15 protein-coding genes are annotated in these 14,394 nt (G+C 35.8%); 3 read left to right on the top strand and 12 right to left on the bottom strand.

Translation table 11 applies throughout. The annotated features are described in order from the left end of the window. Positions 1-4 precede the first annotated feature (4 nt). On the bottom strand, positions 5-733 hold the full coding sequence (locus G7Y57_RS02040; RefSeq protein WP_165020502.1) for a DUF3667 domain-containing protein: 729 nt from the start codon (positions 731-733) through the stop codon (positions 5-7). A gap of 146 nt (positions 734-879) precedes the next feature. On the opposite strand from G7Y57_RS02040, the gene G7Y57_RS02035 reads away from it, so the two are divergent. Beyond that, positions 880-1,371 carry a transposase gene (locus G7Y57_RS02035; RefSeq protein ID WP_165020501.1) on the top strand — a complete coding sequence of 164 codons (492 nt, stop codon included), beginning with the start codon at positions 880-882 and terminating at the stop codon, positions 1,369-1,371. Between the two features lie 294 nt (positions 1,372-1,665). Here the strand turns inward: G7Y57_RS02035 and G7Y57_RS02030 are convergent, their stop codons facing one another. Further along, positions 1,666-2,925, bottom strand: a complete 1,260-nt coding sequence (locus tag G7Y57_RS02030; protein WP_165020500.1) for a DNA recombination protein RmuC — start codon at positions 2,923-2,925, stop codon at positions 1,666-1,668. 181 nt (positions 2,926-3,106) lie between these two features. On the opposite strand from G7Y57_RS02030, the gene G7Y57_RS02025 reads away from it, so the two are divergent. Further along, complete coding sequence (locus tag G7Y57_RS02025) at positions 3,107-4,000, top strand: bifunctional methionine sulfoxide reductase B/A protein (RefSeq protein WP_410492632.1); 894 nt, start codon at positions 3,107-3,109, stop codon at positions 3,998-4,000. 158 nt (positions 4,001-4,158) lie between these two features. After that, complete coding sequence (locus G7Y57_RS02020) at positions 4,159-4,590, top strand: DUF5606 domain-containing protein (RefSeq protein WP_165020498.1); 432 nt, start codon at positions 4,159-4,161, stop codon at positions 4,588-4,590. A gap of 252 nt (positions 4,591-4,842) precedes the next feature. Here the strand turns inward: G7Y57_RS02020 and G7Y57_RS02015 are convergent, their stop codons facing one another. The 10 genes from G7Y57_RS02015 to pyrH all read right to left on the bottom strand — a co-directional run bounded on the left by G7Y57_RS02015 (position 4,843) and on the right by pyrH (position 14,330). Continuing rightward, the gene (locus G7Y57_RS02015; RefSeq protein WP_165020497.1) at positions 4,843-6,012 is read right to left on the bottom strand and encodes an OmpA family protein; all 1,170 of its coding nucleotides are present in this window, start codon (positions 6,010-6,012) and stop codon (positions 4,843-4,845) included. A gap of 39 nt (positions 6,013-6,051) precedes the next feature. After that, positions 6,052-7,152: a GDP-L-fucose synthase gene (locus G7Y57_RS02010; RefSeq protein WP_317167520.1), complete on the bottom strand. Its 1,101-nt coding sequence runs from the start codon at positions 7,150-7,152 to the stop codon at positions 6,052-6,054. A gap of 10 nt (positions 7,153-7,162) precedes the next feature. Further along, positions 7,163-8,314: a GDP-mannose 4,6-dehydratase gene (gene gmd / locus G7Y57_RS02005; RefSeq protein WP_165020495.1), complete on the bottom strand. Its 1,152-nt coding sequence runs from the start codon at positions 8,312-8,314 to the stop codon at positions 7,163-7,165. 172 nt (positions 8,315-8,486) lie between these two features. Next, positions 8,487-9,653 carry a thioredoxin family protein gene (locus G7Y57_RS02000; protein WP_165020494.1) on the bottom strand — a complete coding sequence of 389 codons (1,167 nt, stop codon included), beginning with the start codon at positions 9,651-9,653 and terminating at the stop codon, positions 8,487-8,489. A 69-nt stretch (positions 9,654-9,722) separates the two neighbouring features. After that, complete coding sequence (gene cls, locus G7Y57_RS01995) at positions 9,723-11,147, bottom strand: cardiolipin synthase (RefSeq protein ID WP_165020493.1); 1,425 nt, start codon at positions 11,145-11,147, stop codon at positions 9,723-9,725. A gap of 53 nt (positions 11,148-11,200) precedes the next feature. Next, entirely contained in the window at positions 11,201-11,599 is a 399-nt protein-coding gene (locus G7Y57_RS01990; RefSeq protein WP_165020492.1) for a hypothetical protein, read from the bottom strand. Between the two features lie 4 nt (positions 11,600-11,603). Next, on the bottom strand, positions 11,604-12,002 hold the full coding sequence (locus G7Y57_RS01985; protein ID WP_185153909.1) for a DUF2809 domain-containing protein: 399 nt from the start codon (positions 12,000-12,002) through the stop codon (positions 11,604-11,606). Then, positions 11,983-12,912 (bottom strand): ribosome small subunit-dependent GTPase A, encoded by a 930-nt coding sequence (gene rsgA, locus G7Y57_RS01980; RefSeq protein WP_165020491.1) that lies wholly within the window; start codon positions 12,910-12,912, stop codon positions 11,983-11,985. Before rsgA ends, G7Y57_RS01985 begins: the two co-directional genes overlap by 20 nt. Positions 12,913-12,995: 83 nt before the next feature. Then, positions 12,996-13,559 carry a ribosome recycling factor gene (frr, locus tag G7Y57_RS01975; protein WP_165020490.1) on the bottom strand — a complete coding sequence of 188 codons (564 nt, stop codon included), beginning with the start codon at positions 13,557-13,559 and terminating at the stop codon, positions 12,996-12,998. A gap of 60 nt (positions 13,560-13,619) precedes the next feature. Next, positions 13,620-14,330, bottom strand: a complete 711-nt coding sequence (pyrH, locus tag G7Y57_RS01970; protein ID WP_165020489.1) for a UMP kinase — start codon at positions 14,328-14,330, stop codon at positions 13,620-13,622. Positions 14,331-14,394: the final 64 nt, after the last annotated feature.

Below are 14,394 nucleotides of genomic sequence, written 5' to 3'. Positions count from 1 at the left end.
ATATTTAATGGGCAGATTTCAATATTTCCACAACAACAACCGCTACAAATGTGGCAAATATTAATGTAAGAGCAATACACCAAATAGCCTTAAACAGAGTTTTGAAAAAGGATGGATATCTGAATACCCGAATCAAGGCCCATAGAATATAGATGAATGTGAAAACATTCATCATATGATAAACGTATACTGAATGAGAATAATAGAACAAAGGATACAAAAGCAGCAGGATAAAAACCTTAGTACCACTAATGTAAGAATGAATCACTAGATGCTCAATATAATCATAACCTCTTTTTCTATATATAAGATAGGATGATACCGCATAGAAGGGAATTATCAGCAATAGGCTTATGGCATAATGACCGTAATACCAACTATATAAAGCATTACTATCGAACAACGAATTATTATTCGGATGCATTTCTGACTCAGGATATACATTAAAAAAATGTATAACAAGACTATAAATCGTTGCTAAAATAAACAGATAAGCGAATGGTTTAGAATAGTCGACCCTTTTTCCTCCCAAATATCCGTTTATAGTACTTCCCGGTCTTAAGAGTAATTCTTTTATTGTAAAAATAATTCCCTTATTTATATGTAGAATGCTAAACTGTAGTTCATCGAAAAGGCTTTTCCAGCCTATTTTTGTCTCCTTTAGTGATTGTCCACAATTAGCACAAAAATTTCCTTTTACTATATTATTACAATTCAAACAGTGCTTAGCCAACTTGCTTATATTTTAGATGCATAAATATATATAACATAATACAAGATGGGTTTGTTTTGTATAACAGAACCCGAAATAACTATTTTTCTCTTATGAACAGACTTGAAACATATTTATCTATAATCAAAAAAGAAAACCGATTAATTATGGCAAAATACAGCGAGAAACTTGCAGGAAAGATTATAACCCTTATCGAAGATAACAACTATACCATATCTGAAGTCTGCAAAATATTATCAATCAGCAGAAAATCGTTTTACGAATGGAAAAACTTCAAGCCTGAGTTCGCTCGTCAACTCGATGAGGCTATGGATCGTCGGGATGAGAAGCTGATGATGGGTGCACGAAAGGCATTGCAGCGAAAAATAGAAGGCTATACGCTGACCGAGAAAAAGACGACTTACATCCCTGATAAAGATGACCCGTCTCAGCTAATAGTAAAAAATGTAGTTGTCAAAGAAAAGGAATATGCGCCTGATACCCGATCTATCAAGCTTATTCTGAAACGATATGATGAGAAGATGGATAAAAAAGAGGAGACTAATGTACAGCCTAAGCAATTAACTTTTGTTGCAAATAATGAAAAGACGGCTGAGAGTTTGAGAATTCTTCGTGATCGGTTACAAAATGGAACTTGATGAACCTAAAGTAACATATAGAAACTGTGTAAAAGTGTTACTTTTGTTACTTTTTGAATTGAAAAATGCATTGATAGAGCTTATTCTAAGAATCATAAGGGAAGAACAAAGAAATTATCTAAGACCGAGATTATATGGGAACATATATAAAAAAGAAAAGGTTGTCATCCCGACAACCAATCTTCATTGTTAACCTTAAATCTAATACCATGAAAAACACAGTACAAAGATAAGCTAATTTTTATGTTATACAACATGTTTCTACTTTTTTCATGCATTATTAACATAATTTAATTATGTATCACTATTTGGTAACTCTTTTTGAGCTTTTACACCTAATTCTTTGAGCATTTCCGCTTGACGAATAAGGTTTCCATTCCCATCCTTTAGCTGCCCAAAAGCCTTATCATAAGCCTTTTGAGAGCGTTCTATATTTTTACCGACATCTTGAAGCGTGTCTACAAAGCCAGCAAATTTGTCGTATAGTACCGCCCCCCTTTTAGCTATCTCCTGAGCATTCCGACTTTGATACTCTCGTTTCCACAGATCGGAGACAACTTTGAGGGATGCTATTAAGTTAGTCGGGCTAATCAACAGAATACGTTTACGATAGGCATAATCCCATAGATTGGAATCAAGCTGCATAGCTAGTATATATGCAGGTTCGGTAGGTACGAACATCATAACAAAGTCTAAAGACTCTGCATAATCCTGGTAAGACTTTTGGCTTAATTCATCTATATGTTGTTTGATAGATAGAATATGCTCCTTTTCGGCAACAAGCTTTTCATGATCAGTTTCCGACTCTACATATTTAACATAAGCATTTAACGAAACCTTGGAGTCTATAATTATTTTGCGTCCTCCCGGGTAGACTACAACTATATCGGGCTGCATATATTTATGTTGATCATTTTGAACACGAAGCCCATTGTCATCAGTAAGGAATTCCTGGGCGAAGTATTCTTCTCCTTTCTTCAATCCCGACTTTTCGAGGATTGATTCCAGAATCATTTCGCCCCAGTTGCCCTGTACCTTATTATTTCCTTTAAGAGCTTTGGTCAGGTTATTTGCATCTTCACTGATCTGGTTATTAAGAACTACAAGCTCCCTTATACGCTCTTCTAACGAGAATCGCTGCTTTGACTCTTTATCGTAAGTTTCTTCTACTTTTGTTTTGAACTCGATCAGTTTCTCGTTCAGAGGTTTTAATATCGCCTCCATATTATCCCTATTGGCTATTGTAAAGCGCTGTGTCTTCTCCTCCAATATCTGATTGGCCAACACTTGGAAATCCTTATTGAGTTGATTACGGGTATTGAGAAGCTCTTCCTGTTGGGTTTGTAACAGTTCCTCTTTCGATTGCAGGTTTGCTTTAAGTTGAGCAATCTCCCGGATATAATCTAACTGGCTTTGTAGCAAAGCTTCTTTCTCAGAAATATGCTTAGCCATTTCATTCTTTAAATCCAGTTCCCTTTGTTTGCTATTCTTTTGTAACACAATAATGGCAGCAATACTCAGTATTAATATTATTGCGGCGAAGATATATTCCATATAATTAATTTGATTAAGACCTACGACCTACTTTATAAATCTAATGGAAAGTTATTCAAAATATAATCCTTAACAAAATTTGCGAAACAAAAGTTGCTAACATCTGTTCATAAGGAATACATTTGCTTAACATTATAACAGTCGCATCATGAAAAGGATACATGTTCTATTTTATATATATATGTTCATGATAAGTATATCATGCGCTCAAAATAAAAATAATACTAACTTAGACAATATGAAATACAATAAATTAACAGCAGAAGAAGAACGCGTAATTCTTCACAAAGGAACGGAACGACCTTTCACGGGAGAGTATGTAAACAACAAACGCAGTGGAATCTATGTTTGCAAAAGATGCGATGCTCCGCTCTATCGCTCGACAGATAAGTTCGATTCAGATTGCGGATGGCCTTCTTTCGACGACGAGATTACAGGAGCTGTAAAACGTATACCCGATCCAGATGGCATGCGTACCGAAATTGTATGTGCCAATTGTGGCGCTCATCTAGGTCATGTATTCTTACACGAAAGATTCACTCCTAAAGATACCCGCCATTGTGTAAACTCTATATCGTTGAAATTCATACCAGATCTGGATGTAGCGTATTTTGCATCAGGATGCTTCTGGGGTACCGAATACTATTTCATGAAAGCCAAAGGGGTAACACATACTGCTGTTGGCTTTATGGGTGGACATGTCGATCATCCGACTTACGAACAAGTATGCCAAAAGAATACCGGGCATTTGGAAACGACACAGGTAGAATATAATTCGACTCAGACTTCTTATGAGGATTTAGTTAAATTGTTCTTCGAGACACACGACTTTACTCAAACAAATGGGCAAGGTCCCGATATTGGTCCACAGTACCTATCTTGTATTTTCTATTCGGACGCAGAGCAGAAAGCAATAGCTGAGAAGTACATCAAAATATTAGAGAATAAAGATTATAAAGTAGCTACGAAGCTAAAACCGGCTTCTGCTTTCTGGAAAGCCGAGGACTATCATCAGCAATATTATGAACATAAAGGAAGTACTCCTTATTGCCACATATATAAGAAAATATTTTAATTCAGATTATCAGCTCATTAGGCGACAATTTAAATCTTTTAAGGAATTAAATTCAATTTATCTAAGGTAAAATAGCATTATTTAGGTCAATCATGTTATTTTTGTCGTTTAACTGAAATAAGACTTAAATAGAATTTAAACAAAATTTGATTATTATCATGCTAAAGACAATCTTATCCGTATCGGGCAAACCAGGCTTATACAAACTAATTTCGAGTGGAAAGAATATGGTTATAGTAGAATCTTTGGTTGACAGCAAGAAGATACCGATTCATGCTCGCGACAAAGTTGTTTCATTAGGAGACATCTCTATTTATACAAACGAAGCTGAAGCCCCACTAAAAGATATATTGGTTACTATCAAACAAAAAGAAAACAATGCTAAGGCATCTATCAATACAAGTGCTAAGCCTGAAGAATTGAAAAAATATTTTGAAGAAGTACTTCCTAATTTTGACAGAGACCGTGTATATCCAACGGATATTAAGAAAATAATTGGCTGGTACAATATCCTAACTAATGCCAGTATAGATTTTGAAAAGGAAGATGAAGTTTCAGAAGAAGAAGAAGAAGTAATAAGCGCTGAATAAATAAGGAATCCTTATACACACATAAGAAAAGCCCATAGTTATAACTATGGGCTTTTCTTATGTGTGCGAGGTTCATAAATACTTTGTACAGCAATACCTTTACCCTGTAATTCCACGCTCAGATGCATTGCAAAACGACTAAAGCCTATACAGTATTTACCTTATGATATATCACAATCTAAAGATGACCTCTAAAAACAAAAAAAAGAGAGTGGATAATCCACTCTCTTTTTAATTATATCGCAATTGAAATTACTCAGCGAAGAAGATTGCAACACGGTTCCATGCGTTTTCAGCATATGGTTGCTCTGTATCACCTTTCCACTCAATAGTTACACGGTTGCTATCGATGTTATATTTCTTAATCAACGCATTTGCTACATTTTTAGCACGTTTTTCAGAAAGTTTTTCATTGATAGAAGGAGTACCAGTTTTCTTATCTGCATAACCTACAATCTTAACTTTAGCGCTAGGATTGTCTTGTAGATATTTAGCTGTATTGAAAATACTGATTTCTTGGTTTCTGTCGATAACTGCGCTACCGATACGGAAGAATACCACATTAGAAATAAATGCACCTGTACCCTTGTTAACTTCAACAACTTTAGTAACTGGATCTGGACATTTAGGACATTCTTTCGGAACAGATAGTTTAGCATTTTCTTGACGTAGTCTGTTGATTTGGCTGTTTAAGTCATCAATAAGACCTTGATCCATTAGTAGAGCTTCAGAGAAGTCAGTTTTAGAACCAAGTTTGTAAATCAAGTTAGCAGAAGCATTACCTAATAGGTCATAACTCCAATCACCACCAATTCTTCTATCGAAGTCATCTTTCAAAATTACAGCAGAAAGCTCAATAGCAAGAGATAGTTTGTCTGTAATTCTAAAGTTATTGATTAAACCACCATTGAAAGTTAAACTTTTTTGATTCTCTTGCTCACCAAAAGTAGCACGTCCTGGGCTTTTGATACTATAGCCACCACCATAAGCAGCACCAATACCCACATAAGGAATAAGGCTATATAGGCGTTTTTCGTTATATTTACCAAAATAGTTCATCAAATTAACCATTACATCAACTTCTCCAGTAAGAGCTTTTTGGGTTCTCATTACAGTTGCATTATTAGCAAATGTATGGATCTTACCATAAGTACCTTTGGCACGTATTCCTAAATAAGGATTATACCATTTACCCAATTGAAGGTTAGCTGTAAGAGTTGGACGATCAAAAAAACTTGCATCACCATCAGGCTTTGCAAAATACATGTTTGCTCCAGCACCAGCTCCTACGAACCAGTTGTCAAAGAAACCATTGCGTGCAAAAGTAGCCTTGCGTCCAGCTTTAGTACTGAATCCGCTATCTTGAGCAGAAACAGTAATAGCCGCAAAAACTAAAACTAAAAGTAAACTTACTTTTTTCATAATAATTGTTTTAAATTATAATTAAACATTCTTCTATTCTTATTCTCTAATATATTCATTATACCACATATACATTGTTGTCAAGCCTTCAGTCACGTTAACAGTATGTTTCCACCCCAAAGAATTTAACTTTGACACATCAGTCAACTTTCTCATAGTACCATCCGGTTTATCTGTATTGAAACACAAATTACCAGAGAACCCTACCAGTTTTTTGATAAGATTTGCAACATCCGCTATTGATACTTCAACTCCTGTACCCACATTCACATGTGTATTACGAATTTCGTTCCCTTTTATAACATTTGTTAAGTCTAAAAAGTTTACAGTCTCCATAATAAAAACGGTTGCATCAGCCATATCTTCACTCCAAAGGAACTCTCGCATTGGTTTTCCTGTACCCCAAAGCTCTATTTCAATAATATTATTAGCATCTCTCTTGATACCATATTTAGCTAAAATAGCTAAAATTTCTTCTTTTGCCGATTTATCAGAAATACCTTCTATAGGTCTTAAAGATAAGTCTTTTAAAATAGTATTCCAATCATCTTGCTCAAGACACTTACCCAAATGAATTTTACGCAACATCGCTGGTAAAACATGGGAAGTCTCTAAGTTAAAATTATCATTTGGACCATACAAGTTTGTAGGCATTATTGCTATATAATTAGTCCCATATTGAAGATTATAGCTCTCGCACATCTTAATACCTGCAATTTTAGCAATAGCATAGGGTTCATTTGTATATTCCAACGGTGATGTTAACAAAGCATCTTCACTCATCGGCTGCGGTGCTTCTTTGGGATAAATACAAGTACTCCCTAAAAATACCAACTTTTTCACACCATTTATATAAGACTGATGTATCACGTTATTCTGGATCATCATATTTTCATATATAAACTGCGCCCGATAAGTATTGTTTGCTATAATCCCACCAACCTTAGCAGCAGCCAATATAACATATTCAGGTTTTTCCTTTTCAAAGAAATTAGCGACATCTGCCTGATTCGTCAAATCTAATTCTTGATGCGTTTTCAAAACAAAGTTCGTGTAGCCTTTCGCTTGTAAACTTTTAAGAATTGCAGAACCGACTAAGCCTCTATGACCAGCAATATATATTTTAGCATTCTTATCTATCATTGAATCTCTATTCAAAATAGTTCAAAATCTTATACCCACCGTTTTTTAAATATTCTTCCTTCTTCATCAAATAGATATCATGCAACATCATATCCTGACAAAGCGATTTAAGATCATATGTAGGTTCCCATCCTAATTTTGTACGAGCTTTTGTATTATCTCCAATCAAAATATCAACTTCCGTTGGACGGAAATAAGCTGGATCAATACCAACCACAGACTCACCTATTCTCTTCTTAAATATATCTAAATGTTCTGCACCAACAACTTTCGAAAAAATGTCTTCATTAACTGCAGATATAAAACCTTCTTCTTTTTCCCCTTCTCCTTTAAACTCAACAGTGATACCAGCCTCCGCAAATGACATTTTTATAAAATCACGTATAGTCGTAGTCACTCCTGTCGATATTACATAGTCATCGGGAGTATCTTGCTGAAGAATGAGATACATTGCTTTTACATAATCTTTAGCATGACCCCAATCCCTTTTACTGGATAAATTACCCATGAATACTTTTTTCTGAAGCCCCAACACGATACGAGATACAGCGCGCGTCACTTTTCTAGTTACAAAAGTTTCCCCTCGAAGAGGAGATTCATGATTAAATAGGATACCATTACTGGCATGCATCCCATATGCTTCACGATAATTCACTGTTATCCAATATGCGTACAACTTTGCGACAGCATATGGGCTACGAGGATAAAATGGCGTTGTTTCTTTTTGAGGAATTTCCTGAACCAGACCATACAATTCAGATGTTGAAGCCTGATATATCCTAGACTTTTCAGTTAAATTCAACAAACGAACAGCCTCCAGCAACCGCAAAGTACCTATACCATCAGCATTAGCAGTATACTCCGGCGTATCAAAACTAACCTTAACGTGGCTCATCGCCGCAAGGTTATATATTTCGTCGGGCTGCACATCACCAATTATACGAGTCAGATTCATACTATCAGTCATATCACCATAGTGAAGAATCATATTCCGATTCTCATCATGAGGATCTTGATACAAGTGATCTATACGATCAGTATTAAGCATAGATGACCTACGCTTAATTCCATGAACAGTATAACCTTTCTTTATTAAATATTCTGAAAGATAAGCTCCATCTTGACCTGTAACGCCTGTGATGAGTGCAACTTTTCCCATTTTCTTTTTTTATATAAAAACAAACCTCTTAGGCTACCAAAGCCCTTTTTCGCTTGACACCTCTTCAAAAGAGAAACAAGTATAGAGAGTACAAAGATATATATTTTTTAACAAAGACAAACAAATATATCTTTATTTTAGCCCAAAACGCCCTATTTTTCTTATTTTTCCCTTAAAATAAGATATCATTTACACGAGCATAACGCCCTAAAACAACATAATTTTTATCTAATAAAAAAAACGTAGGAGTCCCTAATACACCATAGTTCAAATAATTAACCCCTGCAAATCCTCTGAAATCACATAATTTATCAGACCATGGAAATTTTTCACAATCTAATACAAAAGTCTCCTTATTATGATCAGAAGAAATTGATACAATTCTTATATTCTGTTCTTTAAACCGACTATAATCCTTAATTAACAACTCCAATTGTTCTTCGCAGTTATGACAATCTGGCTGATAAAAGACCAATAAGATTTTATCAAATACCTGATCATCGGCTAATTTTGCCAAACCAACAACAGGCGGAGCAGGCATCCCTTTACGAACCTTAGCCATTGTGAATGCTGCATACATTCTGTCTCGTGGTGTTTCGATCCGACCCGACTCTTGTACATAAGGTACAATAATATCGAAAGCGTCATCCCAGCCATATTGTTCTGTAATAGTCACCAAATTATCGGCTAAATGCTCAAATACCTCATCAGAATTTATGCGCTTCAGTATTTGAACCATATCCTGACCTAAAATCTCCTGATCGGCTGTCAACCGGGTAATTCCATCAATAATATTATACCACAGGCCACTTGTATATAAGCGATCTATATCTAATTTATCTAAAGCATAAAGACGAACGGATGTTTTTTCCATAAGTCCACCCTGGCCATTGGTAACCTGATTGAGTTCACGCATATAACGAATAAGTTTTATAAGATAGTCTGCATACAAACTAGTATCTTCAGCCGGCTTTTCCTTATCTTGAATAAAAGAATAGAGATATTCGTTTTCTTTCGAGTTCTTAAAAATATATTTATTATCAGCATCCTGATGCACTGAAAAGCTTTCTTGGTCCACAATCATATTCAAGGCTGGAGTATCCTTTACAATAAGAGCTCCTGACCCTATATATCCTTTATCCTTTGGAGGTATATTTACAATTGCATTTCCTGCAAAATTCAATCGTCCTGATTGTATTGTATCCTGATTTATACCTTTATTCAATATGAATACATATTCTTTATTAGCATCCTGCGGCAGCGTTATATTTACCTGTTGGGCTTTTATACCACATAGGGTAACAACAATAAGAAACCCAAAGACTATTATTTTTCTCATTTTATTTCTCTTACAACTGATTGAAATTAAAATCCATTTTATCATACATCTTATTAAGACATATTATCTTCACAACAACGGCGAAAACATTCGAATTACCGATTCTTTAAATTTCTTTGCACGCGAACGGCTCTCCCATTCTTCTATCGATAGTAGTGTAGACTGCCTCATATCTTTATAAAAAATATCTTTTGCCATTTGGCACGTCTCTTCACTATATATAAAAGCATCTATTTCAAAATTATGCTCAAAGCTACGAACATCCATATTAGCCGACCCTGTTATGGTCAACGAATTATCTATAACCATTAACTTCGAATGTAAAAAGCCTGCTTCAAAGAAATAAACGCTCACCTTTGCGTCAAGCATCTCTTTCAGAAAAGACATTGTAGCTATCTGTACGAATGTAGTATCTGAGCGGCGGGGGAGCATCAAACGCACATCTACACCTCGCATGGCGGCCATCTGAATCGATAACATCAGCGAATCTGTAGGCACAAAATAGGGCGTCTGCATAAATATGCTGTCTTTAGCATTTGCTATTGCCTGAAGTATACCTAAGTGTATATCCTTAAATTGACCGACAGGCCCACTCGTGACAAGTTGGATAAGATTATCCCCTTTATTTTCCAGCGGTGGAAAATAGTCTTTAGAGGAAAGAAGCTCCCTGCGCGACGAATACCAGTCTATAAGAAAGGATATCTGTAATCCGACAACCGCTTTACCCTCTATCTTAATATGACTATCCCGCCATACACCATAACTAACTCCATCGACATACCTATCCGCAACATTCATCCCCCCAACAAAACCTACTCTACCATCTATAACCACAATCTTACGATGGTTCCGGTAATTAACACGGCTTGTCAGCAGTTTGAAAGCAACCTTCAAGAACGATTGCACCTCAACTCCTTGAGACTGCATTTCCTTAAAGAATTTACGTTTTGCTTTCCACGAACCTACGTCATCATATAAAAGACGTACCTTCACACCTTCTGCTGCTTTTCTTATCAAAAGATCTTTTACTTTGTGTCCAATATTGTCGTCCATGAAAATGTAATATTGGATATGAATATGATTCTGAGCCTTTTCCATCTCTTCGAAAAGGGCCTCGAATTTCTCGTTTCCATCCGAATAGAATGTAACCTCATTTCCTTCATATAATGGATCTTCACCTACCCGATCGAGCAGATTAATCAATGGCTTATGTTCTTTTGGAGGAACTATCTTCTCATAAGAGTCTTGATGCTCAATTGCATTGCGACTGAGTTCGTTATGCATTTTTCGCGAAATAAGGCGTTGTTTGCGGCTATCTTCACCAAAGAAGTAATATATAATAAGCCCGACTAATGGCAAAAGCAATAACACCAACACCCACGAAATCGTCTTCAGTGGGTTCCTGTTTTCTGAGATGACTACAATCATCGTCCCTAATGCTGTAACGACATATAGGATTTGAAAAACAAGAATCAGATTACTTGTTGCTTCCATAAAAAATATTTATACAAAATACTCCTTGGATAGAGTACAAAATCAAATCTTTATTATTGATCAGCTTTTTCTTCCAGCAAACGCAGAACATCCTCACGCAGGACGGTGCGCTCCCATGAGTAGGTAGTATCTGTATTTTCTAACGTTTCTACAATCGAAAAAGCTTTTAACAACAGTGCTTTATCTTTATTGTCTGTTATCTCATACTCGTTCAACAATAATTTAGCATATTGCTCAAATAGCTCTACGCTATCAATTTTCTCGGCCAATTGCTCAACCGTATCTATTTTTGTAACCTCAAAATTATCAGCGAAAAATTTATAACAATCCTCTAAGATAATCCTTCTTTCCGGGAGGCTTAATCCTTCTGTATTATTATCCATTTCTTGCAATTTTGCAAAAAACTCTTCAATAATGCGCTGTAGATAATCTTTTTCTCGTTGTTGAATCATTGTTCTATTTTAGATCAGTTTGTTTACGGTCTATAAAATAACAAATAGCAACCCCTAAAGTATAAGAAAAAGTATCACCCCACGTAAAAGTGGAACCAATAACTACTCTCATTACTTTATTATTTTGCATGCCTAAAACTTCAACTAATCGAAAATATTGTCCTATCTCGACAGCATAGGCAAATAACAAAACGCCAATTACCAAATATAACGATTTGATCCGAATAAAAGACTTTACAAAGTAATATATTAATATAACAACTAATATATCCCCTCCATAAGGGCGTATGATTTTATCATCGACGAACAAAGCGATAACAACCTCTACAGCAAATATGATCAAGAAAACAACAAATGATCTGAAATCAAATCTTATTTGCAATTTATTTCCTGTATTTCCCATCAGCCTCTTCTTCCATCATGCTTAAATAAGACTTATAACGACTTTCGCTGATATAATGTTTTTCCACAGCATTGCGAACAGCACAACCGGGTTCATTCATATGAATACAGTTGTTGAACCGACAATCTGTCGAAAATTTAAATATATCAGGGAAATAATGTGAAATCTGCTCCTTTTCCATATCAACTGTTCCAAAACCTTTGATACCGGGAGTATCTATTATAAAACCGCCCTGCGGTAACTCTATCATTTCAGAAAATGTAGTAGTGTGCATTCCTGTGTTGTGATAATCTGAAATTGCTCCTGTTTTCAGGTTCATATCAGGAACCAATGCATTTATAAGTGTCGACTTTCCGACCCCCGAATGCCCGGAGAACAGTGTTATCTTTCCTTTTATTGTTTCTTGCAAATCTTCTATTCCCATATTTTCGAGTACAGATATTTTAGCACTCTGATAACCTATATACTGATACATATCAATAAGGGCATCCAAATATTCTATTTCTTCTTCTGTATATATATCGATCTTGTTAAATATCAGATTTACAGGGACACGATATGCCTCGGCCGAAGCCAAAAAGCGATCGATGAAAACCGTAGATGTTACCGGATGATTAATTGTTACAATCAAGAAACACAAATCGAGATTTGCTGCGATTATATGTGATTGTTTCGAAAGATTCGATGATCGGCGAACGATATAATTCTTTCTGTCTTCAATTTCAGAGATAAGACCGGTACCCTCATTATTAAGTATAATAGTCACTCTATCTCCGATCGATATAGGATTTGTACTTCGTATGCTTTTGAGGCGGAAGTTTCCTTTTATTTTGCATTCGATATCCTGTCCGTCATCAGTACGAACCAGATACCAGCTACCTGTATTTTTTATTACTAAGCCATTCTTCATAAATCAATGAACCAATATCCAAATATGCCGATCAATTGCAAAAACACACAATCAACATACTTGAATATTGGAACATACAGGTGTTATACAGTTAATATTTCTTTTTCTTTTGCTGCGAATACTTCATCGATCTTCTTAATATATCTGTCGTGAAGTTTTTGCATTTCGTTCTCGCCATCTTTCGCTACATCTTCAGGCAGGCCGTCTTTAACCGATTTCTTGATTGCATCGATAGCATCACGACGAGCATTACGTACACTGATCTTTGCTTCTTCGGCTTCGTGTTTCGATTGTTTTACCAGCAATTTACGACGCTCTTCTGTCAACGGAGGAATACTTAAACGGATAACTTCACCATTATTATCGGGAGTGATACCAACATCCGAGTCCATGATTGCTTTTTCAATATCGCGCATCATATTCTTCTCCCATGGTTGAACAATAATTGTTCTCGCATCGGGTGTGCTGATAGAAGCAACACCACTAAGAGGCGTTAAACTTCCATAATAATCCAGTTTAATACCATCAAGAATTCTGGGATTTGCCTTTCCCGCACGGATATGCGCCAAAGATTCATCCAAAAATTCTATCGAAGAAGCCATTTTAGCTTCCGCTTTCTTTTCTATTTCTTTTATATCTACTGCCATAAAAATAGCTTTATAATGTTTATTTATATTTGATTTCTGATTTATTCCCTAGTTATAAGATCAGGCATGTACATAAGTACCGATATTCTCACCTCGCATTACTTTTTCAAGATTGCCTTCTGTGTCCATATCAAAAACAACAATAGGCAGATTATTTTCTTTACACATCACCGTTGCTGTTAGATCCATCACTTTCAATCCTCTGTTCAATACCTCATCATAAGATATTTTATCGAACTTGGTAGCTGTCGGATCTTTTTCAGGATCGGCGGTATAGATTCCATCTACACGGGTGCCTTTCAGCATAACATCGGCTTCTATTTCGATTCCTCTAAGAGAAGAACCTGTATCTGTTGTAAAAAAAGGATTTCCTGTTCCGCACGACAAGATAGCAATTTCTCCATTCTCCATCGCTTCTATTGCCTTCCATTTACTATATATTTCACCGATGGGTTCCATACGGATAGCAGTCAGCACACGAGATTTCTGCCCTATGGCAGTGAATGCCGAACTTAGACCAAGACTATTGATCACTGTTGCCAGCATACCCATCTGGTCACCTTTTACACGATCATAACCTTTCGAGGCACCGCTCAGCCCTCTGAATATATTACCTCCTCCGATTACTATGCTTATCTGGATTCCCATATCAGCAATCGCTTTTATCTGAGTAGCGTAAGTATTTAACCGATTAACATCAATACCATATTGCTGTTCGCCCATTAACGACTCGCCACTTAGTTTGAGAAGTATTCTTTTATATTTTATCATTCCTCTATTTTAAAGTCTGCACTTTATTAAATTAGTATGTGAGATTAATAAGTAAAGTTTATTC

The sequence above is a fragment of the Dysgonomonas sp. ZJ279 genome (assembly GCF_011039205.1).
In the GTDB taxonomy this organism is placed as follows: Bacteria; Bacteroidota; Bacteroidia; order Bacteroidales; family Dysgonomonadaceae; genus Dysgonomonas.
This window is presented reverse-complemented; position numbering and strand designations above follow the sequence as displayed.

What these genes read in the sequence shown, in the direction of transcription:
- cls (WP_165020493.1), bottom strand. Translation starts at nt 11,147, where the DNA reads ATGGAAGCAACAAGTAATCTGATTCTTGTTTTTCAAATCCTATATGTC.
- G7Y57_RS02015 (WP_165020497.1), bottom strand. Translation starts at nt 6,012, where the DNA reads ATGAAAAAAGTAAGTTTACTTTTAGTTTTAGTTTTTGCGGCTATTACT.
- G7Y57_RS01990 (WP_165020492.1), bottom strand. Translation starts at nt 11,599, where the DNA reads ATGATTCAACAACGAGAAAAAGATTATCTACAGCGCATTATTGAAGAG.
- G7Y57_RS02025 (WP_410492632.1), top strand. Translation starts at nt 3,107, where the DNA reads ATGTTCATGATAAGTATATCATGCGCTCAAAATAAAAATAATACTAAC.
- G7Y57_RS02035 (WP_165020501.1), top strand. Translation starts at nt 880, where the DNA reads ATGGCAAAATACAGCGAGAAACTTGCAGGAAAGATTATAACCCTTATC.
- G7Y57_RS02000 (WP_165020494.1), bottom strand. Translation starts at nt 9,653, where the DNA reads ATGAGAAAAATAATAGTCTTTGGGTTTCTTATTGTTGTTACCCTATGT.
- G7Y57_RS02030 (WP_165020500.1), bottom strand. Translation starts at nt 2,925, where the DNA reads ATGGAATATATCTTCGCCGCAATAATATTAATACTGAGTATTGCTGCC.
- pyrH (WP_165020489.1), bottom strand. Translation starts at nt 14,330, where the DNA reads ATGATAAAATATAAAAGAATACTTCTCAAACTAAGTGGCGAGTCGTTA.
- gmd (WP_165020495.1), bottom strand. Translation starts at nt 8,314, where the DNA reads ATGGGAAAAGTTGCACTCATCACAGGCGTTACAGGTCAAGATGGAGCT.
- frr (WP_165020490.1), bottom strand. Translation starts at nt 13,559, where the DNA reads ATGGCAGTAGATATAAAAGAAATAGAAAAGAAAGCGGAAGCTAAAATG.
- rsgA (WP_165020491.1), bottom strand. Translation starts at nt 12,912, where the DNA reads ATGAAGAATGGCTTAGTAATAAAAAATACAGGTAGCTGGTATCTGGTT.
- G7Y57_RS01985 (WP_185153909.1), bottom strand. Translation starts at nt 12,002, where the DNA reads ATGGGAAATACAGGAAATAAATTGCAAATAAGATTTGATTTCAGATCA.
- G7Y57_RS02020 (WP_165020498.1), top strand. Translation starts at nt 4,159, where the DNA reads ATGCTAAAGACAATCTTATCCGTATCGGGCAAACCAGGCTTATACAAA.